The sequence below is a fragment of the Exiguobacterium sp. N4-1P genome (assembly GCF_002214325.1).
In genome coordinates this window covers 1,418,110-1,439,342 of the sequence record NZ_CP022236.1, presented here as the reverse complement: position 1 = coordinate 1,439,342, position 21,233 = coordinate 1,418,110, and the positions used below count along the sequence as shown (strand labels likewise).

30 protein-coding genes and 1 pseudogene are annotated in these 21,233 nt (G+C 48.7%); 10 read left to right on the top strand and 21 right to left on the bottom strand.

Annotated features, from left to right (window positions below; all coding sequences use genetic code 11):
- Nucleotides 1–68: 68 nt before the first annotated feature.
- The 6 genes from A0126_RS07545 to A0126_RS07520 form a co-directional block, all read right to left on the bottom strand.
- Nucleotides 69–1,007 (bottom strand): DMT family transporter, encoded by a 939-nt coding sequence (locus tag A0126_RS07545; RefSeq protein ID WP_088837109.1) that lies wholly within the window; start codon nucleotides 1,005–1,007, stop codon nucleotides 69–71.
- Between the two features lie 120 nt (nucleotides 1,008–1,127).
- Nucleotides 1,128–1,772 (bottom strand): HAD family hydrolase, encoded by a 645-nt coding sequence (locus A0126_RS07540; RefSeq protein WP_088837108.1) that lies wholly within the window; start codon nucleotides 1,770–1,772, stop codon nucleotides 1,128–1,130.
- Nucleotides 1,750–2,244: a VOC family protein gene (locus A0126_RS07535; protein ID WP_088837107.1), complete on the bottom strand. Its 495-nt coding sequence runs from the start codon at nucleotides 2,242–2,244 to the stop codon at nucleotides 1,750–1,752. Before A0126_RS07535 ends, A0126_RS07540 begins: the two co-directional genes overlap by 23 nt.
- A complete protein-coding gene (locus A0126_RS07530; RefSeq protein ID WP_088837106.1) occupies nucleotides 2,237–3,052 on the bottom strand; it encodes an MBL fold metallo-hydrolase in 816 nt (271 codons plus the stop codon). Before A0126_RS07530 ends, A0126_RS07535 begins: the two co-directional genes overlap by 8 nt.
- Before the next feature lie 25 nt (nucleotides 3,053–3,077).
- Nucleotides 3,078–3,272 carry an LPXTG cell wall anchor domain-containing protein gene (locus A0126_RS07525; RefSeq protein ID WP_088837105.1) on the bottom strand — a complete coding sequence of 65 codons (195 nt, stop codon included), beginning with the start codon at nucleotides 3,270–3,272 and terminating at the stop codon, nucleotides 3,078–3,080.
- A gap of 32 nt (nucleotides 3,273–3,304) precedes the next feature.
- Entirely contained in the window at nucleotides 3,305–3,493 is a 189-nt protein-coding gene (locus A0126_RS07520) for a PspC domain-containing protein (protein WP_088837104.1), read from the bottom strand.
- A gap of 171 nt (nucleotides 3,494–3,664) precedes the next feature.
- On the opposite strand from A0126_RS07520, the gene A0126_RS07515 reads away from it, so the two are divergent.
- From A0126_RS07515 to A0126_RS07500, 4 genes are all read left to right on the top strand, one after another.
- Entirely contained in the window at nucleotides 3,665–4,822 is a 1,158-nt protein-coding gene (locus A0126_RS07515) for a hypothetical protein (protein WP_088837103.1), read from the top strand.
- A 139-nt stretch (nucleotides 4,823–4,961) separates the two neighbouring features.
- Nucleotides 4,962–5,360 carry a VOC family protein gene (locus A0126_RS07510; RefSeq protein ID WP_088837102.1) on the top strand — a complete coding sequence of 133 codons (399 nt, stop codon included), beginning with the start codon at nucleotides 4,962–4,964 and terminating at the stop codon, nucleotides 5,358–5,360.
- Between the two features lie 71 nt (nucleotides 5,361–5,431).
- Nucleotides 5,432–5,959, top strand: a complete 528-nt coding sequence (locus A0126_RS07505) for a shikimate kinase (protein ID WP_088837101.1) — start codon at nucleotides 5,432–5,434, stop codon at nucleotides 5,957–5,959.
- Nucleotides 5,960–6,010: 51 nt separating this feature from the next.
- The gene (locus A0126_RS07500; protein ID WP_088837100.1) at nucleotides 6,011–6,358 is read left to right on the top strand and encodes a DUF2200 domain-containing protein; all 348 of its coding nucleotides are present in this window, start codon (nucleotides 6,011–6,013) and stop codon (nucleotides 6,356–6,358) included.
- 120 nt (nucleotides 6,359–6,478) lie between these two features.
- Here the strand turns inward: A0126_RS07500 and A0126_RS07495 are convergent, their stop codons facing one another.
- Entirely contained in the window at nucleotides 6,479–7,183 is a 705-nt protein-coding gene (locus A0126_RS07495) for an alpha/beta hydrolase (RefSeq protein WP_088837099.1), read from the bottom strand.
- A 588-nt stretch (nucleotides 7,184–7,771) separates the two neighbouring features.
- On the opposite strand from A0126_RS07495, the gene A0126_RS07490 reads away from it, so the two are divergent.
- Nucleotides 7,772–7,975, top strand: coding sequence for a hypothetical protein (locus A0126_RS07490; protein ID WP_088837098.1), 204 nt, complete (start codon nucleotides 7,772–7,774; stop codon nucleotides 7,973–7,975).
- Between the two features lie 61 nt (nucleotides 7,976–8,036).
- On the opposite strand, the gene A0126_RS07485 is transcribed toward A0126_RS07490, so the two are convergent.
- The 4 genes from A0126_RS07485 to A0126_RS07470 all read right to left on the bottom strand — a co-directional run bounded on the left by A0126_RS07485 (nucleotide 8,037) and on the right by A0126_RS07470 (nucleotide 10,037).
- Nucleotides 8,037–8,525, bottom strand: a complete 489-nt coding sequence (locus A0126_RS07485) for a DUF6773 family protein (protein WP_088837097.1) — start codon at nucleotides 8,523–8,525, stop codon at nucleotides 8,037–8,039.
- Nucleotides 8,518–8,727, bottom strand: a complete 210-nt coding sequence (locus A0126_RS07480) for a helix-turn-helix transcriptional regulator (protein WP_239456920.1) — start codon at nucleotides 8,725–8,727, stop codon at nucleotides 8,518–8,520. Before A0126_RS07480 ends, A0126_RS07485 begins: the two co-directional genes overlap by 8 nt.
- Before the next feature lie 108 nt (nucleotides 8,728–8,835).
- A complete protein-coding gene (locus tag A0126_RS07475) occupies nucleotides 8,836–9,597 on the bottom strand; it encodes a phosphotransferase (protein WP_088837095.1) in 762 nt (253 codons plus the stop codon).
- A complete protein-coding gene (locus tag A0126_RS07470) occupies nucleotides 9,594–10,037 on the bottom strand; it encodes an Lrp/AsnC family transcriptional regulator (RefSeq protein ID WP_088837094.1) in 444 nt (147 codons plus the stop codon). The genes A0126_RS07475 and A0126_RS07470 overlap by 4 nt, the downstream gene beginning before the upstream one ends.
- Nucleotides 10,038–10,188: 151 nt before the next feature.
- Between A0126_RS07470 and A0126_RS19845 the strand changes: the two genes are divergently transcribed.
- Nucleotides 10,189–10,347: a DUF1272 domain-containing protein gene (locus A0126_RS19845; protein WP_088837093.1), complete on the top strand. Its 159-nt coding sequence runs from the start codon at nucleotides 10,189–10,191 to the stop codon at nucleotides 10,345–10,347.
- Nucleotides 10,348–10,406: 59 nt separating this feature from the next.
- On the opposite strand, the pseudogene A0126_RS07460 reads toward A0126_RS19845, so the two are convergent.
- The 3 genes and pseudogenes from A0126_RS07460 to A0126_RS07450 all read right to left on the bottom strand — a co-directional run.
- Nucleotides 10,407–10,745: pseudogene (locus A0126_RS07460) on the bottom strand (SRPBCC domain-containing protein); the annotation flags it as partial.
- A 510-nt stretch (nucleotides 10,746–11,255) separates the two neighbouring features.
- Complete coding sequence (locus tag A0126_RS07455; protein ID WP_088837092.1) at nucleotides 11,256–11,504, bottom strand: hypothetical protein; 249 nt, start codon at nucleotides 11,502–11,504, stop codon at nucleotides 11,256–11,258.
- A gap of 639 nt (nucleotides 11,505–12,143) precedes the next feature.
- A complete protein-coding gene (locus A0126_RS07450) occupies nucleotides 12,144–12,332 on the bottom strand; it encodes a PspC domain-containing protein (RefSeq protein WP_014970392.1) in 189 nt (62 codons plus the stop codon).
- Nucleotides 12,333–12,468: 136 nt separating this feature from the next.
- Between A0126_RS07450 and A0126_RS07445 the strand changes: the two genes are divergently transcribed.
- Complete coding sequence (locus tag A0126_RS07445; protein WP_088837091.1) at nucleotides 12,469–12,684, top strand: hypothetical protein; 216 nt, start codon at nucleotides 12,469–12,471, stop codon at nucleotides 12,682–12,684.
- 71 nt (nucleotides 12,685–12,755) lie between these two features.
- Here A0126_RS07445 and A0126_RS07440 read toward each other — a convergent pair whose 3' ends face one another.
- The gene (locus A0126_RS07440; RefSeq protein WP_088837090.1) at nucleotides 12,756–14,066 is read right to left on the bottom strand and encodes a right-handed parallel beta-helix repeat-containing protein; all 1,311 of its coding nucleotides are present in this window, start codon (nucleotides 14,064–14,066) and stop codon (nucleotides 12,756–12,758) included.
- Between the two features lie 94 nt (nucleotides 14,067–14,160).
- On the opposite strand from A0126_RS07440, the gene A0126_RS07435 reads away from it, so the two are divergent.
- On the top strand, nucleotides 14,161–14,775 hold the full coding sequence (locus A0126_RS07435; RefSeq protein WP_088837089.1) for a hypothetical protein: 615 nt from the start codon (nucleotides 14,161–14,163) through the stop codon (nucleotides 14,773–14,775).
- A gap of 43 nt (nucleotides 14,776–14,818) precedes the next feature.
- On the opposite strand, the gene A0126_RS07430 is transcribed toward A0126_RS07435, so the two are convergent.
- The 5 genes from A0126_RS07430 to A0126_RS07420 all read right to left on the bottom strand — a co-directional run bounded on the left by A0126_RS07430 (nucleotide 14,819) and on the right by A0126_RS07420 (nucleotide 17,055).
- The gene (locus A0126_RS07430) at nucleotides 14,819–15,322 is read right to left on the bottom strand and encodes a DUF1572 family protein (protein ID WP_088837088.1); all 504 of its coding nucleotides are present in this window, start codon (nucleotides 15,320–15,322) and stop codon (nucleotides 14,819–14,821) included.
- Between the two features lie 20 nt (nucleotides 15,323–15,342).
- Nucleotides 15,343–15,738 carry a hypothetical protein gene (locus A0126_RS19505; protein WP_239456890.1) on the bottom strand — a complete coding sequence of 132 codons (396 nt, stop codon included), beginning with the start codon at nucleotides 15,736–15,738 and terminating at the stop codon, nucleotides 15,343–15,345.
- A complete protein-coding gene (locus tag A0126_RS19500; protein WP_239456889.1) occupies nucleotides 15,735–16,343 on the bottom strand; it encodes a hypothetical protein in 609 nt (202 codons plus the stop codon). The genes A0126_RS19505 and A0126_RS19500 overlap by 4 nt, the downstream gene beginning before the upstream one ends.
- Before the next feature lie 107 nt (nucleotides 16,344–16,450).
- Nucleotides 16,451–16,675 (bottom strand): hypothetical protein, encoded by a 225-nt coding sequence (locus A0126_RS19140; RefSeq protein ID WP_157898480.1) that lies wholly within the window; start codon nucleotides 16,673–16,675, stop codon nucleotides 16,451–16,453.
- A 68-nt stretch (nucleotides 16,676–16,743) separates the two neighbouring features.
- Entirely contained in the window at nucleotides 16,744–17,055 is a 312-nt protein-coding gene (locus tag A0126_RS07420) for a DoxX family protein (protein ID WP_088837087.1), read from the bottom strand.
- A 236-nt stretch (nucleotides 17,056–17,291) separates the two neighbouring features.
- On the opposite strand from A0126_RS07420, the gene A0126_RS07415 reads away from it, so the two are divergent.
- Nucleotides 17,292–17,987, top strand: coding sequence for an ABC transporter ATP-binding protein (locus A0126_RS07415; protein ID WP_088837086.1), 696 nt, complete (start codon nucleotides 17,292–17,294; stop codon nucleotides 17,985–17,987).
- 87 nt (nucleotides 17,988–18,074) lie between these two features.
- The gene (locus A0126_RS07410; protein WP_088837085.1) at nucleotides 18,075–20,711 is read left to right on the top strand and encodes an ABC transporter permease; all 2,637 of its coding nucleotides are present in this window, start codon (nucleotides 18,075–18,077) and stop codon (nucleotides 20,709–20,711) included.
- A 58-nt stretch (nucleotides 20,712–20,769) separates the two neighbouring features.
- Here the strand turns inward: A0126_RS07410 and A0126_RS07405 are convergent, their stop codons facing one another.
- Entirely contained in the window at nucleotides 20,770–21,093 is a 324-nt protein-coding gene (locus A0126_RS07405; protein ID WP_088837084.1) for a hypothetical protein, read from the bottom strand.
- Between the last annotated feature and the right edge of the window lie 140 nt (nucleotides 21,094–21,233).

Below are 21,233 nucleotides of genomic sequence, written 5' to 3'. Positions count from 1 at the left end.
GGTGTCTGTGTAAGGAAGTAACAAAAAACGCCTTTCGGGATTCAAAAGAATCTCGAAAGGCGTTTACTTTATAGCCGGATCAGGACAATTCCGCCGATCATCACGAGCAAACTGAGAATTTGAACACCGGTAACCGGCGTCCGGGCTGCCCCGAACCAACCGAACCGGTCAATCAAGAGACTCCCCGTCAACAGACCGATCGTCACGATGATGATGGCGACGCCGGTGCCGACGAGCGGGACGATGAACGCATTTCCGGCAATGAACGTCGCACCAATCAGACCGCCGATGAACATCCACCACGGTTTTGGTGCCGTCCGGTCCACTTCGAGCTTCGGTCGCACGAGCAACAACACGAACAGTAACGTCAGCGTCCCGATGACGAAGGAAATCAATGCCCCTTTAATCGCCGAATCGAGGACACTTCCGAGATGCCCGTTAATCGCTTCTTGCATCGCACTCATCATCCCGGTCGCGATGCCGAGTAAACGCCAACCGGTCAGGTTGACTTCCGCAAGGTTCTTCGTTTCCTGTTGTCCGCGTTGCCGGCGTTTCGCTAACCAATCCCCTAAGGCGACCGTACCGACGACACCAAGCAGGACGAGCACGGCCCCGATTAACCGGGTCGGCGACAACCGGTTGACCGCTGAATCAAACCATCCGAAATGGTCAATCAACAGCCCCATGATGACTTGTCCGAAGATGGGCATGATGACCGTCTGGACCCCGCCCAGTTTTGGAAAGAGTAAGATGTTTCCCGTTAAGAAGATGACCCCGAGAACACCACCGAACCAAATCCAGCGGGGTTCCGTCGTCCAGAGGGCTTCGTTCAATGTGAAGTCCCCTTCGACGATCAGGGTCAAGAGGACTAAAAAGACCGTCCCGATACTAAACGAGATGAAGGATGCCGTAAACGGTGATCCGACAACTCCACGCAGCCGCGTGTTGACGCTCGTCTGCACCGGAACGATGATGCCGATCGCTAAACCAATGATAATTGCTAACATGACGTGCCTCCTCTAACTACAAACAGATTCCGTCTCATCATACGGCAACTGTTTGCGAAAAGGCGATTCCTCTGCCTATATGTTCAAACGAACTCATGATGAGAGGCACCTCTCTGTTCCTTAAACGAGCTGCGTGATCGCCATCAGGTCATCGACGATATACTCGGCCGTCGCGAGCTCTGCTTCCTGTGCAAAATCAAACCGGCAGCCGATCGCCGACCAGCCGTTTTCTTTCGCTGCCGTAAAGTCCGATTGCCGGTCGCCGACGACGACACCCGACTGTAATCCGTGTTTCGTGCGAATCATCCGGACGAGTTCGGATTTGTTGAGCGAATCAACGTCTTCGATGCTATAGACGCCGGTCAGGTAACGGTCTAACGCAAACTGCTCGACGATCGCCGCTAGATATGCCGAAAGTCCATTACTCGCGACATACAGGTCGTGTCCGGCCGCGTGGAGTGTTTGCAATACCGTCACCGCTTTCGGATACAAGGCGCCTTGCCCTGCTTGAATCCTCTCGATCAAGGCCTGTTGAAACCAGTCGTCCATCAGCTTTCGGTCCGCCTCCGGATGGTTCGGCAAGAGCGTCGCCCAGACTTGCGGTAACGGGACACCCATGATCGCTTCGTATGTATCAAGCGGTGTTGCGTCATGCCATTTCCCTGCTTGCCGTAACCGGGTGAACGCCACGTCTAAAGCCGGTCCTAAAATCCGGTGCGTCTGAAATAACGTTCCGTCCATATCAAAGATGATTGCTTGTTTCATCGGTCTCCTCCTCTGCTTGAGCGTTCATATATAACCAGTCGCTCCAGTACATCGTACCCGTGATCCGGTGCGGATTGTCGACCGGGCAGATGAACTCGAGGCTGTTCCCGTCCGGATCATTGAAATGAATCTTCGCGTGCGCGTGGTGCGCCAGTGCCATGACGAATGGTTCCGTCGGTTCGAACCCGAACGCTTTTCGTGGCGTGTAACCGCGCGCCGTCAGCCAATCGACGGCATCCGTCAATGCCTCCAGTTCGACATGAAAGGCGATATGCCGGATCGACGGGTGGTAGTCGAGTTCGACTTGATCCGCGACCCAGAGGCCAAGCCAACTTTCTTCTTTGACAATCCAGAGGAACGCCAACCGGTCGTCGACGATATGATCGAGCGTCAGCCCGAGCCCTTCGTAAAAGGCAATCGATTGTTTTAAATTCCGGACCGGGAGATGGGCTTCGTACAGGCCGTTAATCATCCGTGCCGCCTAACGCGTCGATGTAGCGCGCGGCCGACCGCGCGACCGCACCTGCCGCGTCGGTCTCGACGATGCGGTGAAAGGCATCATACAACTGGTTGAACGAAAGCGGGCTAAGTTGTCTTGCCATCTGCGCTACCGTCGTTGCCGGCAGCGGAATCAGGTTCGGGTAACTGTACATGAAGCTGACCCATGCCCGGTCAGCGACGACACGGACGATATCGCCCGTCAACAGGACACCCCGTCCCGCGTCTCCCTGCGTCCACTCAAGGACCGTCGCTCCGTCAAAATGACCACCGACCCGCTGCAGGACGAGGTCTTCTGCCAGTTCCAGCCGGTCGCCGGACCAGAAAATAATCCGGTCGCTCGGTCGCGTCACCCACTGTTCGTCCGCCTGGTGGATATAAATCGGAACGTCAAACGCTTCCGCCCAGTCGACTTGTGTCGCATAGTAGTGCGGATGCGACAAGGCGATTGCGTCGAGTCCCCCCTGTTGGTTGATTTCATCAATCACGGTCTGATCGAGATAAGTAATGCAGTCCCACAACAGCCGTTTTGCCCCGGCGACCAGATACGCCGTTTGTCCGATTCCGAATTGTGGTGATGTCACGAGGCTCATCAGACCCGGCTGCTCCGGTGTCACCGTCGTCCGGTAGTTCTTGGACGCGACCATCGCCTCACGCGTCGTCCACGATTGTCCGTCCGGATTGACGTATTGCCGTTCATCACTGCAAATCCGGCAGGTCGTTGGTTGAACCGCCTCCTCATCCGTCTGCACCCCGCAGGTCGTACAAATCCAATAACTCATTTCTTTTCCCCCTTATTTTAACCAGTTACGCGTGCCGCTTCTTACGGGCCACTACGGCACTGATGCCCCCTAACAGGAGTGCTCCGCCGACGAATCCGAGAAAAACACTCCAGTTGAACTCTCCTTGTACGCTGTACATGATTGTTACTCCAATCAAGGCGCCGATTGTGATCGCGATCAGTCGCGCTGCTAAGGATGACGCGCGGTTCTGTTTGTTCATCTTGGTTGCCTCCCTTTTAGTTAAAACTCGTGTCATAACGTCCGTGGTGGACTCGCCATCGCATTCGCAAGAATCATGTAGATGATGACGTTGACGGGCAGTGGAATAAAGATAAAAATCAAGCGGACGGCGAATGACGACAACCCAAGCTGTTCCGCAAGTCCGCCGCAGACACCCTGGATTGATTTGTCCGTCGCTGATTTCCGTAATGTTCTTGCCATTTCGATACACCCCTTGCTGAATGTAAATATTCGATTTACCTGAACCTCCAGAAAAAATGGAGAATCCGTCCATCTGTTACAATAATTAGGTACTTCACCAGTCTACACGTTTTGGTATCGTTTTTCATCTGATTGACGATTTTCACTCTACTTAAAAAAGGAGAATCCCTCATGTACACCAAAACTGCTTTCGCCATCGCCGCACTTGCACTCGTCGTCACAAGCGGATGCATGAATGACACCGCATCGGTTACGCAAAACTCATCCGCCGTTAAAATGGAAGCTGTTTCAAAGTTTGCCGCGAAACCGGTTTCAAGTAAACATAAGCCGGTGGCATTATCAAAAAAGGAGGCACTGGTCTCGGTCGGTACGAAGCATTCATACAACCTGTCGCCTTTTCTTGTCGGGCAGACGGTTCAGGTTGCCACGGAGTATCTGTATGAACACGATATTTATTACACGCACTTCATCCAGACGAACGAAAACAAGGTCAGCAGTACGATCTACCGCTATACCCCGGGGTCGAACACGAACGAAGTCATCCAGACGGTCGATCAGACGATCGGCTCATTGACCGGTGTGTCCCATTACCTGTTCTGGGTCGCGTCAGCGCCGGCAGAAAACGGGATTGCCTGGACGATTCATAGCTTCAATCTTAAAAACGGAAAACAGGATCTGCTTGACCGAGGGATCAGCCGCTTCGACGCCTCCATCCCGGTGCTTGACGCTTCAACGACCCGCCTCTCCTGGCTGATCCATGACGCGACCGCGAAGAAGACGACAACGCTGATAAAGTCCTTTGATGTAGCCGCCGATACAATCATCGTCCACGAACAGTACGACCTAAACAAAAGAAAACAGGACGGCATCTTACCGTTTGATTTCCGGTCGGGCGACGCCGGACGCTTGATTCATACCCGCACGTTCAAGGACGGGACTAAAACCTCGCGCCTTGCGAGTGATGACGGCAGGTTCCAACGACCGATTGATGGGTTGATTGATTTCGAGTACGGTGCCGATTACGTCGCAACCGGTGAAGAAGGACACGCTGCTTTTTTACCGCTTGATTCAAAACAATCCGACTTCACTTATGAATTATCCGATCGGCATTCGACCGCTGATGCGTTTCGTTTCTTGTCCCGCGACCGGGTAATCTTCCGTGAAAACACGTCGCAGCTCCTCTATGCCGACTTAACGCGCGGAACCGTCGCCCCGTTGACCGAAATGGAAGACACGATGTCTAAACCGATTTACGTCAATGGGACAATTGCCTATGCCGTTTCGGACGGTCAGGATGTTACGTTTCATGTCATCGACGTCACGCCGTAACCGCTACTCCACCTTGATCTTTTCTTGAACGGGTGGAGTTTTTCGTCTGCATTGAAACGGTTTAAAATATGCTAAACTGACATATAGACTAAACAACGGAGTGCCGACTGCGGCCCGTTTTCGAAAGGACGTCCATAAGTTGAAACAAATCCATCACCTCTGTATCCAAACGGCTGATTACGCGGCCTCTAAATCCTTTTATGAAGCACTCGGGTTCGAACTCGTCCAGGAATCACCTGACTTTCACACCCGTGCGTTCAACAGTTGGCTCAAGCTCGGCGACTTTTATATCGAACTCCAGACGAACAAAGTCGACGAGACTTTGACGCCTTATACGAAACATACGTCTGGTCCCGTTCATTTCGCTTTATACGTCGACGATTTAGCGGCGGAAGTCGCACGGCTCGAACAACGCGGTGTCACCTTCCTGCCGAAAAACGGCGGGAACATCTATTTCGTCGTCGACGGGCACCTCAGTAAATTAAAAGCACCGGAAGGGACGATTGTCGAGCTTCGCGATACATTTGTCATTTCCTGACCGCTCAATCATTGACAGCCTCTCTGTTTTAATTTAAAACAAGATTTATATTTTTTTGGAGGACTTCTAACATGCGCATTCAAATCATCGGTGGATCCGGCACCGGCAAAAGCACGCTCGGCGAGTGGATCGGGCAACAAGAAGGCATACCATGGATCGATAGCGATCACTACTTGTGGACGGATCAAACATTCACTGAAAAACGGTCGGTCGACGACCGGTATGCCTTATATAGACAGGACATCGAACGCCATCAACAGTACATTGTTTCTGGTTCCGTCTTTTCATGGAATCCATACGGCTTCCCGGACCGCGAGCTGCTCGTATTTTTAACGTTGGACGAAGAAACACGGATGAACCGGTTAATCAAACGGGAACAGGCACGCTATCCCGATTTTTCAGGGTCAAACGATTTCCTCGATTGGTGCAGGACGTATTTGACGGAGACGGATCCTGCCAAGATCGGGACATTGGCAGAACATCAGCTCCAGATGATCCTTTCAAGGTCACCTGTCATCCGGATCGATGCCGCACAATCGACGGACCAGATGTATCAACAAATCAAACAGCTGTATCACGAGCTGTGTCCGACAACGTAGTGCCCGCTTTTTTTTTGATATAAAATATACGAATCATAAGGAGTGAGAAAAATGGGGCAACACCGGCTGTACACGACAGCGTTCTCAAGCGTCTATCCGCTTTACGTCAAAAAAGTGGAACGGAAAGGTCGGACGAAACAGGAAGTCGATACAATCATCCGTTGGTTGACCGGGTACTCGGAACAACAGCTCTCGACGTTATCGCAAGATGCGACGACCTTCGAAACCTTTTTTGCGGAAGCACCAGACATGCAGGAGCGCCGATTGTTAATCAAAGGTGTCGTATGCGGCGTCCGGGTCGAAAACGTCGAGGAGCCGTTGATGCGCGAAATCCGCTATCTCGACAAACTGATTGACGAGCTGGCAAAAGGAAAAGCGCTCGAAAAGATTTTACGGTGACCGTGGGGAATGCCTCATGTTGGCGACTCTCGCTTCCATCTTCGGTGCAACATCCCTTATAACCAAACGCTTCTAAAGAAAAACCGGGCCCCTAAAGAGGAGTCCGGTTTTTCTGAACTGTTAAAAACGCTCATCCAACCAGTTCAAGATGTCGGCAATCATGTCATCTGAGACAGTATGGTTGATCAATGGATATTTGAGGAACGTGACATCACTGTTAGTTGAAGCAGATTGTTCCACAAAATGCTGTTGTGTCGCAATCGGAATGACCTCATCGTCCTCTCCATGTAACAATAATGTCGGCGTCACCTGCTCTTGCGACAAGGGATCATACTTTCTCAGGCGTTGTTCTTCTGAAGTCGACAACGTCGTTCTTTTATCGCGGCTTCGTAAAAGCTGTTCCGCAAAGAGGAAGGAGCCTGAGCCGTTGATGTTAATCAATCCCGCGCTTCCCTGTTGTTTAGCCGCTACACCGCTCGCGATGAATCCTCCCATCGAGACGCCGAGCCAGATGATGTCCCCTCTTGGAACGTTCAGCTGTTTTGCGAGCGTGCCCGATTCTTCAATGCTTTGAAACACCACTTCCCAAAAGTGCTGTTCGACGATGCCCCGATCAAAATACGCACCTAGCGCATTGCGGCTGTCATGCAGAATCAGCTCCGGCACGATGACGGTAAATCCTTTATCGGAAAGCATCCGCGCGAATTCATCATATTTGGTCACACTCGATCCCCAGCCATGATACAAACAAATCGTTTTACGGTGTTTTTGATGTTCGGCCGGATATGTCCGGATCGACAGAACGGAATCATTTACTGTATGCATCGGTCTGTCCCCCTTTCAATTTAGATGTAAATAAATTACAACTATGTGAGTTGCATAATTTTCCCGTTTTTTATTATTTTTGTGAACGAGAGGAGGAGAAACATGCACTTACTCTGGTTCAATCTGATCATGTTTTGCTTTTACTTCCCCAGCCTGATTCTGCACGAATACGGCCATACGATCGTTGGTCGCTCGGTTGGGCTACGACTATAATCCATTTCCATTGGTAAAGGCGAACCCTTCTTACGAATTGGTCATTTTTCCGTCGCCCGAAAGCAATTTCGGGAGGGACTCTACCAATCTCACCCGTCAGAGATTCCGCTCCGTCGCGGACAAAGAGCAGCGATGTTACTCGGTGGAGTTGGTGCCAACTTTATCAGTGGTGTATTCGTCTTTATTCTGAGTCAGCACTTCCCAAGTCCAATCATGCATCTGTTGGAACTGCCCTTCATTCAGATGTCAGTCATTTTCGTCTAGTTAAATCTGTTTCCGATTCGGTTGACAAGTTGGTGTTCCAAGCGACGGACTGCAGTTGCAGCAACTGTTTTTCAACAAAAATCAACGGATATCCTGATAGGAGTTGAGTTCATGTTAAAACCATTGCTGTTCGCAAGCAGTCTACTGCTCGCCGGATGTGCTTCTTCCGAGGAACCAAAAACCGTTCCGTGGGGTGAAAATACACCGGCTCAAATGGAACGACTACAGTCCAACGACATTGATTTTACAGTTGAAGGCGACCAATTGCTGATCCCGCAAGATCAGGTCGATCAAGCGACAAAGTGTTTTACCTGATGCAAAAGATATAGCGGCCAATCCTAGACAATTCAGGAACCAGCCGCTATTTTGTATTGATTTAAGAATCGGACTGATCCAGTTCTTTTTGTGTCCGGCGTAATGAGATTTTTGTGAAGACCCATTCGTACAGTTGCAAAAATGCGATTACGACAACGAATGTCACCAGGACTCTCAGCCAGTCACGCAACGTCTCCGGCATCCCGCGCAGGAAAAGCATGACGATTGCAAAAAAGAGACCGCCGGTAAGGTGTGTCCAAAAATGTTGTTTCATTTTCTTCTTGAAACTGCGTTCGTCATCGACTTCCGTATCATAAATACCTTCCAGTGCCATCTTCGCTAACGCATAAAAAACATAGACGATGACATAGACGAGACTGGCTCCCCAATGTGAAGCCGGACGGTCCAAAATGAATCCCCGGACAATCAGGTCAAGCATCGCCAGGACGACGATAAACAGTCCGGCATTATGGAATGACCGTAACTCCTTCAGTTGTGTCCGTTCATCCTCTACAGTTTCAATCCCTAACCATTGTTTTAACTTATTCATCGGCTTCCTCCCAAAATAGCGTATTTAAATCGGTGTGCAACGCATGGGCAATCTCAAGACATAGTTTCAGACTCGGATTAAATTTTCGGGCTTCAATCAGGGCGATGGTTTGACGTGTCACTTTTACACGGTCGGCCAATTGTTGCTGCGTCCACCCTTGTTCCATTCGTTTTGATTTCATCGGACTCATGCTTGGACTCATGTTACTCACCTACTTCAAAGATTTTCCTTTTTTAGTATGTCATATATACATTCCATATGCAATGTATAAATTACATTTCTTTATCCTGACCTGATTCTATGATTTTTTTCAATAAAATTCATACAATCCGTCATCAAAATAGCGGAATGTTTCTTCTGAGATTAGTGAAAATCCATATCCGGAATAGAACGCATCGAGCATCTTGATATCCGTCCGAAAAGATCGCGTCGCCAAGGCTTCATCGTAGCGGGGATCGCCGACCGTCATTCCGGCTACATCAATAAACGCAACGATTGCGTTGTCTCGGACCACCAGATTGTCCGTCGTACAATCCCCGTGTATCCGCGTCGCTGGAACAGGTTCCGGCTGCTTGGTGGATAATGCGTTAAGCAACTCGCGTGATCCATTTGTCCAGCCCTGTTCAATGTAGCGATTGGCTTGAAGCAGCTGTTTGTCCAGCCAGTCTTTTGAAGATTGGGTAGAGCTAATCCCGCCCGTATGAAGCTGTCTGAGAAACTTTCCAAATGCACGGATCAGCTCAAGACGCTGCAGTTCGGAAGCATCCGCCAGTGCCGCTGTCAACGTCTCACCGGCTATGTAGGACATCAGTAAATAATCCTGTTGCGCGTCTTCCATATAATCAATATAAGTCGGGATAATGATGTGTTGCGACTTGAACGTCTGCATCACTGTCGCTTCCTGCGCCAACCATTCGCGGTATAGGGGTAAGCTTGCCTGCTTGAGGATATATGTGCCGCCTAACGTTTTCACATAGTAGACGATGGCTGTTCCCCCCTGCTCGACAACGGGATGGATCGAATGGATCAAACCGACTTGTTGTTCAATTCGTTGTTTGATAGAAACGTTCATATCAAAATCCCATCCCCGACCGTAAACGCCTTAAAGGCGACCGGCGACGACAAACGGATCCAGGTCGACGGTTTTCCGTATTCCATCGAGGCATCGATGAACGCTTCGAGTGTCTCGACTGACGGCGTGTATAGTTTGACCATGAAGTTAAACGTCCCGGCAAGCCGGTGGCACTCGACGACATCCGGATGGTCTTTACAAAACGCGATGAACGCCGCACAGCGTGTCTGCTCGAACATCAAAATCGCCATGATTGTTTTTTCGATTGCGACGGGATTGATGACGGCGCGGTATCCTTTAATCACTCCCCGATCTTCCAACTTCTTGACCCGTTCGTTGACGGCGGGCGTTGACAGGCCCACCGTTTTACCGAGTTCCGTCCAGGACATTCGCCCGTCCGCCTGCAACGCCCGGATAATGGCGTAATCAATTTCGTCCAATTTTTCACCCTCCTAATATTATGAAGACATATCTTTAAATTACCATTGTTTCTTAGGCGAAGCTACTTGAAAACGAGGAAAACCATCTGTCGGACCGTGACTCCATTTTGTAAAATAAAGATAGGTAAACAAGAAAAGTGAGGTGAGACCGATGCAGGCAACGACGTGTACCCGCTGCGCAGAGGCGTTCAAAGACAACCAAGTGACGTATCATTGTTCGCACAACTGTACATATTGCGCAGATTGTACGAAGACACTCGATTCCATTTGTCAAAATTGCGGGGAAACATTGATTCAAGTACGGCAGTAAATCGATTTTTTCTCTAAAGAAAAAGCCCTCCTGCTTAGGAACGGGCTTTTTTGTCTGCTTCACTGTTGTTCCGCATATTCTTTGAAGCGGTCAAGGATCGCCTGCCAGCCCGCTTGTTGCATCTCGGGCGGATTCGCCGACTCCGCTTCAAATGTTTCGACGACGTTCGTTTCGTCTCCATTTGCTTCGAACAAGACCGTCACGTGGCGACCGTCGTCCAGTGTATAGGCTAATTTTTCGTTCACGACGACATCGTCATAAACACCGGAAAAATCAAACCCCATGCTGCCGTCCTTTGCCGCCATGTGACTGAAAAAATGACCGCCTGCCTGGACATCATTCGTCGCTTCCGTCGTATGCCAATCGTCCGATGCCGCATTCCATGCCTTGATGTGCTCCGGTTCCGTCCATTACGTCCAGACTTCGGTGACGGGTCGTCGGATGACCGTCTGGATCTGAATTTCTTGAGCTTGGTTCAAATGAATCACTCCTCTGTAAGTTCAGAATCTGTTCTTTGCTTAACGTTCTGCTTTAACCGAACAAATCCTTCTTTTTTAAAGGTGGTTTATTTTGTCAATCTTTCAGCCGTACTAGCCTTACAGCTAATAAAAGTTAACCGATTATACCATTAGATTTGAACGCGTCAAGGAGAAAGCCCGAGGTGGAAAAGTATTGAATTTTTCAGGCTGTCGTCCGTGGGTTCATCCCTGCTGAGTATCTCCTGAATCTTGTCGAGACAAAACTTACATCCCTGTTCCTCTGACGTGTAGGACTAAGAAATCCTGTCGTTCCAACAAGAACTCCAACTTTCATCCGAACAATTTTTGCCGTTTACGAAATAGTTCCGTGAACTGTTGCAGGACATCGAACAAGATTCGTCATTTCACGCAAACTGATGGTTTTCTAGGTCAGATCCAGTACAATCCAAGAAAAAGATAAAACAAAATCGCACCTGTTATTAGCCAAACATTTTGGCGATTTGTCCAAAGAAACAGAAGCAACATTCCAAATAAAGAAACGAACGCGGCAATCAAAAGTCCTCCGGCTCTACCAGTACCATCTTCTCGATCAAGGTAAAAAAGAAATAAAAATAGCGCGGTGTCAAACAAAATAAAATAGACTGTTTCTCGAAGCCGGACATCCTCAATCCATTTCATGTGACCACCTCTTGTACCGTTTAATTATTTTTGCCTTCTTGCGTAATCTCGCAGCACACCTTCAACCAATTCATACAATTTCACGTCATTCTCGAGCACAATATATATCAAATGTTTCCGCCTGATTGAGATAGGTTACACAATCCGAAAGAACTCGTTTCGTCACCGAGACGAGATATGCCGCCTGTCCGATACCTAACTTCGGCGTTGTGACCAGACTCATAAGCCCCGATTGTTCTTCAGTAAGCGTCGTCTTGTATGTTTCGGACGACCTCATCTCTCCAAGTGTTGTTCATGATTGCCCGTTCGGATTGACATATTGACGCTCGTCTGTACAAATCGGTCAGATTTCGTCTGATGTCGTGCTTGGGTCCATCTGAACGTCACATGTTGTACTTATCAAGTAAGTCGTCACAGTTCCCCCTTAGCTGTTCAAGATTTTCTCACACGCACCCAAATGATGTTGATCAGAGCGAAAATAGCGGCACCGGCACGAATCCTAGCAGGATACTGACGTCAAAGATTCATTTCGCTTCGTAAACAATAAGTAAGCCGACGATTGCGCCAATCAAAATGCCTAACACACGAAGTGCAATCTTTCCGTTTGTCATCGACATAACCTCCTTTTGTTCATTTGTTTTACAACGTTCTTGGTGCATCCGCCATAGCATTAGCGAGAATCATGTAAATGATTAAATTAATCGGAAGCGGAATGACAATGAAAATCAGGCAGACGGCCAATGATGAAATACCGAAGTGTTCCGCGAGTCCGCCGCACACCCCTTGAATCGATCGATCTGTTGCTGATCTGCGTAATGATTGTGCCAATCGTCTCCCCTTCTTTCTTCGATTCCATTTTGGATTATTAATCCATATATTACAATAATTAGTATAACGTAACAGAGTCCGATTTTGCAGAGTACAGCCCATTTGAATCGAAATCTGACAGAAAGGACGTGAGACGTTGGATATTTTTTATTTGATCCAGGAACGGACGTTACCGTTCTCGATTTTAGCTTTACTGATGATGGCCAGTGCCGTCGTCGTGTATGTCGTCTGGAAAAGACAGGTCAGCTTACCGTTGCCGTTGCGTATTTTTACGACCGTGATCTGCCTGACCTGTATCACCGGTTCGACCGGTTTGATGCTTTTCACACTATTCGTCGGTTACAATACGTGAAACAAATGTGATTCCGTTAATCAAACAGACGTCATTCTCTCCCTTTAGGGAAAATGACGTCTGTTGTTCATTCATTGAGCGACTGCCCGTTCAAAAGCGGACTGAGTGCGGTACTCGTAATCCAACCAAATCCACCGTTTCGCTGTTCCTTTTTTTAATTGATAAGTATTGTGGTCAAACTGATTGCCGGAACTCGTTTTGAAGAAGTTCGCGACAAACAGGTTATCCCGCCCTGTCGTAAATGCATTATGGTCAATCCGATTATCGCGGACATCATGTTGGACGAGCAGCTGACCGCCTTCAAGTCCCTTCGTATCATTACCGGTGACCTGATTGTCCGTAATCCGAACCCGTTTCGTTCCACCGCGCTTTTTATCGTATCCGCCGATCGAAATGCCGGTAAACCGGTTTTGTTGGACGAGATTGCCGCGGACCGTAATGTCTTCTGCATACTTCTTCGCATGTTCACTTGTTACTTCAATCCCGATATCATTTCGCTCGACGGTATTGTGTTCGATTGTCAGCTGTTTCCCGCCGTCGACGTAAATCCCCGCTGCATTGTAGTCCTTGCCGTAGACCGGATTGCCGTAACTCGAACTGTCGGAGACGTGATTCCCGGAAATGACTCCATTACGGACATAATCCTCCGAGTTGTTTGTCGCGACTCCCTCATAACCAATCAAGTCGATGCCGATATTATCGTTACGACGGACGATGTTGTCCGTGACGGAAAACCCGTCAATGTTGCCGTTTAAAACAAGCGCTTCGCTCGCACCGAGCCGGTTGTCTTCGACACGATTCCCACGGACGGTGATTTGCTTCAAGCGACCGGTTCCGTAAATCGCAATCCCATGGGCATTGCCGCCTTTCGCATTCGTCTTGATGCGGCGGACCTGATTATCGATCAGTTGAATGTTCCGTCCTGTCCCGGTGATACATATCCCAATCGGTGTCTCATCGTTTCGTGTCGTCGCAATGTCTGCGACAACCAGTCCTTGAATCGTCACGTACTGCAGGTTTTCGATTCGGATGAGCGTCGTCTCCCCGTCCTGTTTCTTCAACGCCTTCCCACTTAAGACGACTTTTTCCGTTTGGTAATTCCGGAAGACGACCGGTGCCTGTTTCGTTCCGCTGTACCGGACTGTCAACGCTTCCGTGTATGTTCCTTGACGCAGATAGACCGTCGTCCCGGCTTTCGCAAGCTGACTCGCCCGTTTCAGTGTTTTGAGCGGTCGTTTCAACGAACCGGAATTCGTATCTTTGCCGGCTGGCGCGACATACATGACTTTTTTGGAAGCGGTCGCCTCTGCCTGTTCCTGGTTCCATGTCGCTAAACAACCGAACAGTCCAAGCGACAGGAAAAGAATAAATCGTTTTTTCACGCAAATCCCCCCTTTCCGTGAACACTTTTCTGATTGTAAATAACATCCAATCCTTTTATACTTACTTTATTTACATACGAAGGACGTGAAGTGGATGTTGAAACAAATGCTCGTCTGTTCATTATCGGCACTTTTACTTACCGGTTGCAGTTCGGAAGAGACCGTGCCGAAAAAAGTCGTCAAACCGATGGAGTTGCCGTTGACACTCACACTCGATACGACTAAAACTCCATCAGATTCGGATAAAAATGAGGCTGTTTATATCATGACTGGGAAAACCGACAACCTCCTTTACCTGACCGGAATTGAGTATTTTGCATCCGGCGAACAAAAAAATTGGTTTACCGAAACCATCAAACCCGGTCACTATGATGGGGAAAAACTGACACTCGGGCAAGTGTTCGATACGACAAAAGGCTACCGTTCATACATGTTTGACTTAGATGGTCTCATGCAGGAAAAATCCGAGGAGTCAGATGTTTTAAAGAAAGTCATGATGAGTGGCGTCGAGTTTCGTGATACGTCATTTCGCCCATCTGAATACGAGGTGTTGATGTTTGAGAAATCAACCGTTCAGGAGTCGATGGGAACAGACTCAATCGACGCCATCCATTCTCCTGAAGATATCCAACTCAAAAAAGGCGAGCGCGCTTTTACGATTTCTTTATCGACAACTCCTGTCGGCAGTTCGAGTGACGATACATTATGAAAACAGACCTGCCCCTTAAGTCAAAGAGGCAGGTCTGTTGTATTCACTTCCGTTGATGCGGTAAGGGAATCGTCAACGGCTTGAAGTCCGGTCCGAGCAGGATCTTCATTAAAAAAATCAGCTGTCCGGTGTGATAGGCATAATGCGCGAGTTGCCGTTCGATTGCGTCAACGACAAGATGCGGTTCCTCGCGAATCAAAACGGTCCGTTCCAGATCGTCCGGTGTCAGGGACGCGAGCGTCGCTTCGACAAGCTGCCAGCCGTCATCCCACAGTTTCAGTAACGTCGCTTTGTCATGTCCCTGGTCGATAAACTCGGCGTCCCGGTTGCGGTCCGGCTTTTCCCCGTCCGTCGTCAAAAAATCGGTCCAGCGTGACGTCATATTGTTCGTCATATGCTGAATCAACAACGCGACGCTGTTCGTGTCCGGTGCCAGTATCTGATGGAACTGTTCTTCGTTCAGCCAAGCGAGTGCCTGCTCGGCCGGTTCGCGGACTGCGCGGAACCGTGCTTGAATTGCCGTTAAATACACCTCTTCAATAGCCATTTCCCTCACTCCTTCTGCTGTTAATCGATCACAAAGTCCACACCTTTTTCTCCATCAATCGGTATCGTCCGTAACGTTTTTAACTGGTCATCCGTGACGATCAATCGGTATTCACCAGAAGATGACATGTCCGTTTCCGTGAAGTAGGAAGTCTTCTTATACGGATTCCGGTACAGGTAACGGTAATAGTTACCCGGCTTCCAAAAATCAGGTCGGACCGGTTCAACCCGGAACGCTTGTCCGAACGTCCACTTAACGAACCGTTGATCCGTATCGTTTTCACCGGTGCCGATGATTTGATAACCCGTCTGTTTGTTGATCATCCGCATCGGTTCCGTCGCCCAGTAGTTGACATCATCCAATACTGTAAATGACTTTTGCTGCATCGTTCCGTCCGTCTTTAGCTTGATCATCATGCCGTCGGTCGTTGCAAAATACGCTGTGTCCTTAGCGCCGTATAAAGCAGTATAAGCATATGGTTCAACCGCTTTTCGAATGACGTGTGATTTTCCGACGGCTTTGCAGCGTTTGATGTGACCCAGGCATCTTTCCCGTAATGGGCAATGGATGTTATCGATGTATTCGGCACCTCGTGTTTCTTGAACGTCCCTCGTTTTAAGTCATACGTAAAAAAGTGGTCCGCTTCGATACCGTCCGGGTGATGGATATAAATATGCCGCGGGTCAGTTCCTTTTTGTGAAAATGCCATCCGATACAAATCCGGATCAGCAATCGCCTCCGTCTTTAATGCTGTTCCCGTTTTTGATAATGTCGTCATCAGTGCCGGCTCTTGCGGATCATCCTGTGTTTCTTTAGAACGGTTAATATCGCTTCCATACAGCAGGATAACCTGACCGTCGTTCGGCTTAAACGTCATCGTCGTGACATCTTTTGATATGATCGGGTAAGAACTGGCTTTTGGTTCTTCGGGATGCGCGCCGATATAGAATGCACTCGCACATCCAGCTGCTGCTAGTCCAGCCGTTCCGTAAATCAATCGTTTTTTCCATGATTGCAGCAAAATTATCCACTCATTTCGTTTGTCATTTTCCCCTTCCATTGTAACGCTTTTTTTGTAAAAAAATTCTTTTGATCACATCCTCTGTTACTTATTGACCAAATATTTCATTAAGAAAAGACACTGCCGGATGGACAGTGCCTTGATTTATCCTCAGTTATCTTGCCGTGACCCCACTGTCGACCGGAAGACAGACGCCTTGAGATATGGCTCGCTTCATCCGTCGCGAGGAACAGGACAGCATGCGCGATCTCTTCCGCATTCTCGACATGACCAGGCGGAAACACCTGTTGCATCCCGCGAAACACACTGTTGACGTTATTGAACGTCAACATAGTTTCTTGTTATTTCTCACTAAACAAATAGAGAGTGCACGGTGCTAGCCGTGTCACTCTCCTATACTTTATGAAATTTGTTCAGCCGATTGATTCGCTCCGTTATTGACTTTCTTTTGACCGACGAATACAAATGCTGCCAAGACGAGTACAAGTAGCCCGCTGAAGACTGGAATAAGTTTCTTTTTCCAGTAACCAATCAATAAGCCGATGGCTGCTACCACTTCAATTGTTCCAACAAAATACATGAACCCTGTTCCATAGCCGTACACGTTTTCAAACGAGTCGACCATTGTCGGATCTGCACTCAGTTTCATAAATCCAAATAATAAAAAGCCAACTACTAACACCCCTTGAATAATTCGTACACTCCACTTCATTTTTACAACCACCTGTTTTTTCTGTCTCTTACTCTCTTATCATAAAGTCCTGTTTGTGAACTGAGAAGTAGGCACATTAATGTGGTTAAGTATCTAAAAGGATACTACGCATAATCAGCAGGCACTGACGAGCCAAGGCTGTCTCAGTTTTTAACCCGATAATAAAAAGAAAAATAGACAAAATTTTCAAATAATTTTATAGTTGAGTTACCTTATTTTGTAAAAGGAGCGTTCGAATGGATATTTCCGTTAATCACCTCTCCCATGCGTTTCAATTAGCCGGGAGTCCATTACTCGTCTTAAACGACCTCACGTGCCAGTTCTCAGCCACCGAAGTGACGGCAATCGTCGGTGCCTCGGGTTCCGGCAAGTCGACCTTTCTCAGTATGATCGGTTCACTCGACCGTCCGACGTCCGGACAAATCGAATACGACGGCCAAGACATCAGCCGTTGGAAAAATCGCCGCCTCTCCGCCTTCCGGGCACAGGAAATCGGCTTCGTCTTTCAACAATTTCACCTTCTGCCTGCGTTGACGGTCAAAGAAAACGTGCTCGTCCCGCTCTTAAAACAAAAAACGGACTTCAATAAAGAAGAGCGGATTGCCCAGATCCTCGAGAAAGTCGGCTTACTTGAAAAACAACACGCGTTACCGGCCCAACTGTCCGGGGGTCAACAGCAACGGGTCGCAATCGCACGGGCGCTGATCAGTCGCCCGCGCTGGATCCTTGCCGATGAACCGACCGGAAATCTTGATTCCGTCACCGGCGAGACAATTTTTCAATTGTTGCTTGACCTGCACAGGGAAGAGCAGTGCGGCATTTTGTTCGTCACCCATGACCTGGCACTTGCTGAACGGGCGGACCGGATTCTGTTCATGCAGGACGGACAAATCATTGAAGATCGTCGTAAGAAGACCATCCAAAGCGGGTAAACGAGACATCACAGCTCTTCTTATCGGCCTTTACCAAATGCTCCACGGCTCACCTCGCTACTCATTACAACATCAAGGAGGATCCAGATGCTACGTTTCGTTTTGAACCACTGGCGCCGGCAACGCTTTAAATTCATCTTGACGCTTGTCGGTGCCCTGATTATCAGTGCCGGACTCAGTTTGATGTTCAACCTGACCGATTCAAGTCAAGGAACGGTCGAACAGACATTACAGAAAAAATGGTCGTCCGCTTACGACATCGTCGTCCGACCGAAAGGCAGCCAGATGGCGACCGAAGCGAGTGACCTGCTTGAGCCGAACTATTTGAACGGCATCAACGGCGGGATTTCCTTTCAACAGTATGAGGACATCAAACAGATGAAGGAAGTTGATATTGCCGCACCGATTGCTGTGATGGGGTACGCGAATTCGAGTGTTTCTTACAAAAAAGCGTTAAAGTTTCCGACAAAGCCAGGCATATATCGTTTGACGACGACGAATTACATTCAAAATGGTTTTACGAAAGAACAGCAATCGCAAGAAATCATCCATATTGCACAAGGCACAAAAGTCCCTGTTCCTCAAAATGCCTCCTTTACGACGAATCCAGTTGAATATTTTCAAGATGCCAACGCAAGAAATCCTGCCCTTGTCGTCGCCATCGATCCGGTCGAAGAAGCGCGACTGGTCGGACTGGATGAAAGTGTCAGTTCGAAAAATAAATCGCGTTATTTCTCTAACCTTGATCACCATAAACCTGGAAACAACCCGGGTGAACATATCATTCCCGTCCTCATTAATCCGAATTCCTTTAATCAGGGCAATTATGAATACACGATTGAACGATTGGATGCTCCTTTTGTAACGGAACAAGATCAACAAAAGCTGATTGATGAATTGATTAAAAAACAACCAAAACGTTCCATTACTAACTCTGCCCTTACTACGTATTCTGCTAAAGTCATTCAACATCTCACAATCCCGATGTCTAAAGTAGAAAAAACGTATTTACAACAATTGCTAGAAAAAACGAACGCTACTGCCTTAGGCACGGATGAGTTAGAGGGGGCACAATTGCTCTACACATCAGGTCCGCTCCAGTTCAAAACAATCAACAGTCCTTATCCAACCCGTTGGACTACGGCTTATGAGATAAATTCCGCTCCCATCCAAATTAAAAATTGGACATATGGGAAAAATTATTTCCCTGAGCATGGATTCCGGTCACTTGAATCGAGTGGTCGAAAAATAAACAAGCCAAAGCCAGGTGAAGTAGACACTGCGTTCCCATACTTATCATTTAATGTCGTCGGTTTATATGATCCGAACAAAATCAACGTCTCAAAAGATCCACTCAACGAATTACCGATGGAAACATATCGTCCGTCGTCAGCTGATCTCGTCCTTGACGCCGAAGGAAAACCGATCAATCCGGCTAAACCGATTGATACGTCAGGAAACCCGGTCGGTCTATTGACCAGTTCACCAAATATCCTGACGACGCTTGACAGCGCCTTAGCAGTTAACGGGAAACAAGCGATTTCATCCATTCGTTTAAAAGTCAAAGGAGCAGCGACCGTCAGCGAACAGTCGGAACAACTGCTGCAAGACGTGAAGAAACAAATTGAACAAGAGACCGGTCTCGTCGCGACGATCACGAAAGGCTCCTCCCCGCAACCGGTCGTGACGAAAGTCGTTGATGACGGGAAGACACTCGGCTGGATTGAACAGCCGTGGATCCACATCGGTGCCGCGATGACGATTTTCCGTGAGACGAGCGTCGGCTTCTCCGGTGTCATCTTCGCGATGCTTGCCGTCGCCATCGTGTATGTCCTCGCGACGAGCTACGTCTCGATGCTTGCCCGCCGGAAAGAGTTCGCTGTCTTGCTCGCACTCGGCTGGCGGACGAAAGATCTTTACCGGATCGTCATGATTGAAGCCGTACTGCTCGCAGGCTTCGTCTCGCTCGTCGCCCTGCTCGTCGAAAGTATTTTCTCGTATGTCCGCAATGAAACGATGAACGTACTGAGTCTCGTCTTGATCGCCGGATTCAGCTTACTCATCTACCTGACCGGTGCTGCCTGGTCCGCCTGGACGATTCGTCAGATTTCGCCGTACGAAGCGATCAAGACCGGTGAATACGCCGCATCCTCACACATCAAACTGGGTCTGCGTTCGACCTTTACACTGGCGTTAAAGGAAATCTTCGGTAAATGGAAACGTAATGCGTTGTCGATTCTGTCGATTGCGTTACCGACAGCGCTGTTGACGTTCTTCCTGTTCGTGACGTTCCACTTGCAAGGTGTCCTCTATACGTCCTGGCTCGGCCAGTTCGTCGCGCTTCAAGTCGGCCCGATGCATTACATGACGATGGGCGTCGCGATCACGATCGCCATCTTGACGACCGGTGAAATCATGTGGCAAAACGTCACCGACCGCCGCGCCTCCCTCGCCATCCTCAAAGCTGTCGGTTGGACGAATCGTTCGATCCGCCAATTGATTCTGCTCGAAGGGATGCTGATCGGATTCGTCGCAGGGCTGGTCGGTCTCAGCATTTCCTATCTGACGATTTACGTCCTGTATGATTTAGTCCCGTGGGACGAACCGCTCTTGATCGGTGTCTCGCTTGCTTTGCCAATCCTGTTCGGGACAATCGCTTCACTGCTGCCGGCGCAAATCGCGGCACGGGTCAATCCGTATCAAGAGTTGAAAGATGCAGGCTAACCGCATCCATACACAAAACAGGCATGATGGCTCGCGGCCATCATGCCTGTTTCGTGATTCATTGCTTTGGAATCGGCAACGTCTCTGTCAGTCCGAGTTCAATCACTTTATTTTTCTTTAAGCGGTACAACATGTATTGATCCTGCTTGTATGCCTTCAGCTTGACGGCGATTTGGTGGCGCCGCTCCTTACTTTCGTCCGTATCGGCATATGCCGGACGGACCTCGACGATTTGTGCTTTTCCATATTGTTTTTGGACATATTGCGTCACTTTTGCTTGAACCATTTTTTCATAGGCGACGTCCGGTCCCCGGTTGAGGACGACATAGCCGACGCAACCAATCAGTGTCAGTAAAAAGAATGCTAAGATGGACTTTTTCACAATGTTCCTCCTCGGCCAAGCGATTCGTCTTTCCTGTGAAACGTACTTCTTATCGCAAATAGTTGACCGTTCACTTCTTTCTATTTATACACAATCGCTTCGTTTCCTTCTTCCGCATCGATTTAAGTGATTAAATGATG

Coding starts and splice junctions, on each gene's coding strand:
- A0126_RS07480 (WP_239456920.1), bottom strand. CDS start 8,727: ATGAGTCCAAGCATGAGTCCGATGAAATCAAAACGAATGGAACAAGGG.
- A0126_RS07490 (WP_088837098.1), top strand. CDS start 7,772: ATGTTAAAACCATTGCTGTTCGCAAGCAGTCTACTGCTCGCCGGATGT.
- A0126_RS07495 (WP_088837099.1), bottom strand. CDS start 7,183: ATGCATACAGTAAATGATTCCGTTCTGTCGATCCGGACATATCCGGCC.
- A0126_RS07430 (WP_088837088.1), bottom strand. CDS start 15,322: ATGGCTATTGAAGAGGTGTATTTAACGGCAATTCAAGCACGGTTCCGC.
- A0126_RS07420 (WP_088837087.1), bottom strand. CDS start 17,055: ATGAAGTGGAGTGTACGAATTATTCAAGGGGTGTTAGTAGTTGGCTTT.
- A0126_RS07410 (WP_088837085.1), top strand. CDS start 18,075: ATGCTACGTTTCGTTTTGAACCACTGGCGCCGGCAACGCTTTAAATTC.
- A0126_RS07435 (WP_088837089.1), top strand. CDS start 14,161: ATGTTGAAACAAATGCTCGTCTGTTCATTATCGGCACTTTTACTTACC.
- A0126_RS07525 (WP_088837105.1), bottom strand. CDS start 3,272: ATGAACAAACAGAACCGCGCGTCATCCTTAGCAGCGCGACTGATCGCG.
- A0126_RS19845 (WP_088837093.1), top strand. CDS start 10,189: ATGCAGGCAACGACGTGTACCCGCTGCGCAGAGGCGTTCAAAGACAAC.
- A0126_RS07535 (WP_088837107.1), bottom strand. CDS start 2,244: ATGATTAACGGCCTGTACGAAGCCCATCTCCCGGTCCGGAATTTAAAA.
- A0126_RS07475 (WP_088837095.1), bottom strand. CDS start 9,597: ATGAACGTTTCTATCAAACAACGAATTGAACAACAAGTCGGTTTGATC.
- A0126_RS19140 (WP_157898480.1), bottom strand. CDS start 16,675: ATGTTGACGTTCAATAACGTCAACAGTGTGTTTCGCGGGATGCAACAG.
- A0126_RS07485 (WP_088837097.1), bottom strand. CDS start 8,525: ATGAATAAGTTAAAACAATGGTTAGGGATTGAAACTGTAGAGGATGAA.
- A0126_RS07415 (WP_088837086.1), top strand. CDS start 17,292: ATGGATATTTCCGTTAATCACCTCTCCCATGCGTTTCAATTAGCCGGG.
- A0126_RS07530 (WP_088837106.1), bottom strand. CDS start 3,052: ATGAGTTATTGGATTTGTACGACCTGCGGGGTGCAGACGGATGAGGAG.
- A0126_RS07545 (WP_088837109.1), bottom strand. CDS start 1,007: ATGTTAGCAATTATCATTGGTTTAGCGATCGGCATCATCGTTCCGGTG.
- A0126_RS07515 (WP_088837103.1), top strand. CDS start 3,665: ATGTACACCAAAACTGCTTTCGCCATCGCCGCACTTGCACTCGTCGTC.
- A0126_RS07505 (WP_088837101.1), top strand. CDS start 5,432: ATGCGCATTCAAATCATCGGTGGATCCGGCACCGGCAAAAGCACGCTC.
- A0126_RS07500 (WP_088837100.1), top strand. CDS start 6,011: ATGGGGCAACACCGGCTGTACACGACAGCGTTCTCAAGCGTCTATCCG.
- A0126_RS07540 (WP_088837108.1), bottom strand. CDS start 1,772: ATGAAACAAGCAATCATCTTTGATATGGACGGAACGTTATTTCAGACG.
- A0126_RS07520 (WP_088837104.1), bottom strand. CDS start 3,493: ATGGCAAGAACATTACGGAAATCAGCGACGGACAAATCAATCCAGGGT.
- A0126_RS07455 (WP_088837092.1), bottom strand. CDS start 11,504: ATGAAATGGATTGAGGATGTCCGGCTTCGAGAAACAGTCTATTTTATT.
- A0126_RS19505 (WP_239456890.1), bottom strand. CDS start 15,738: ATGATGATCAAGCTAAAGACGGACGGAACGATGCAGCAAAAGTCATTT.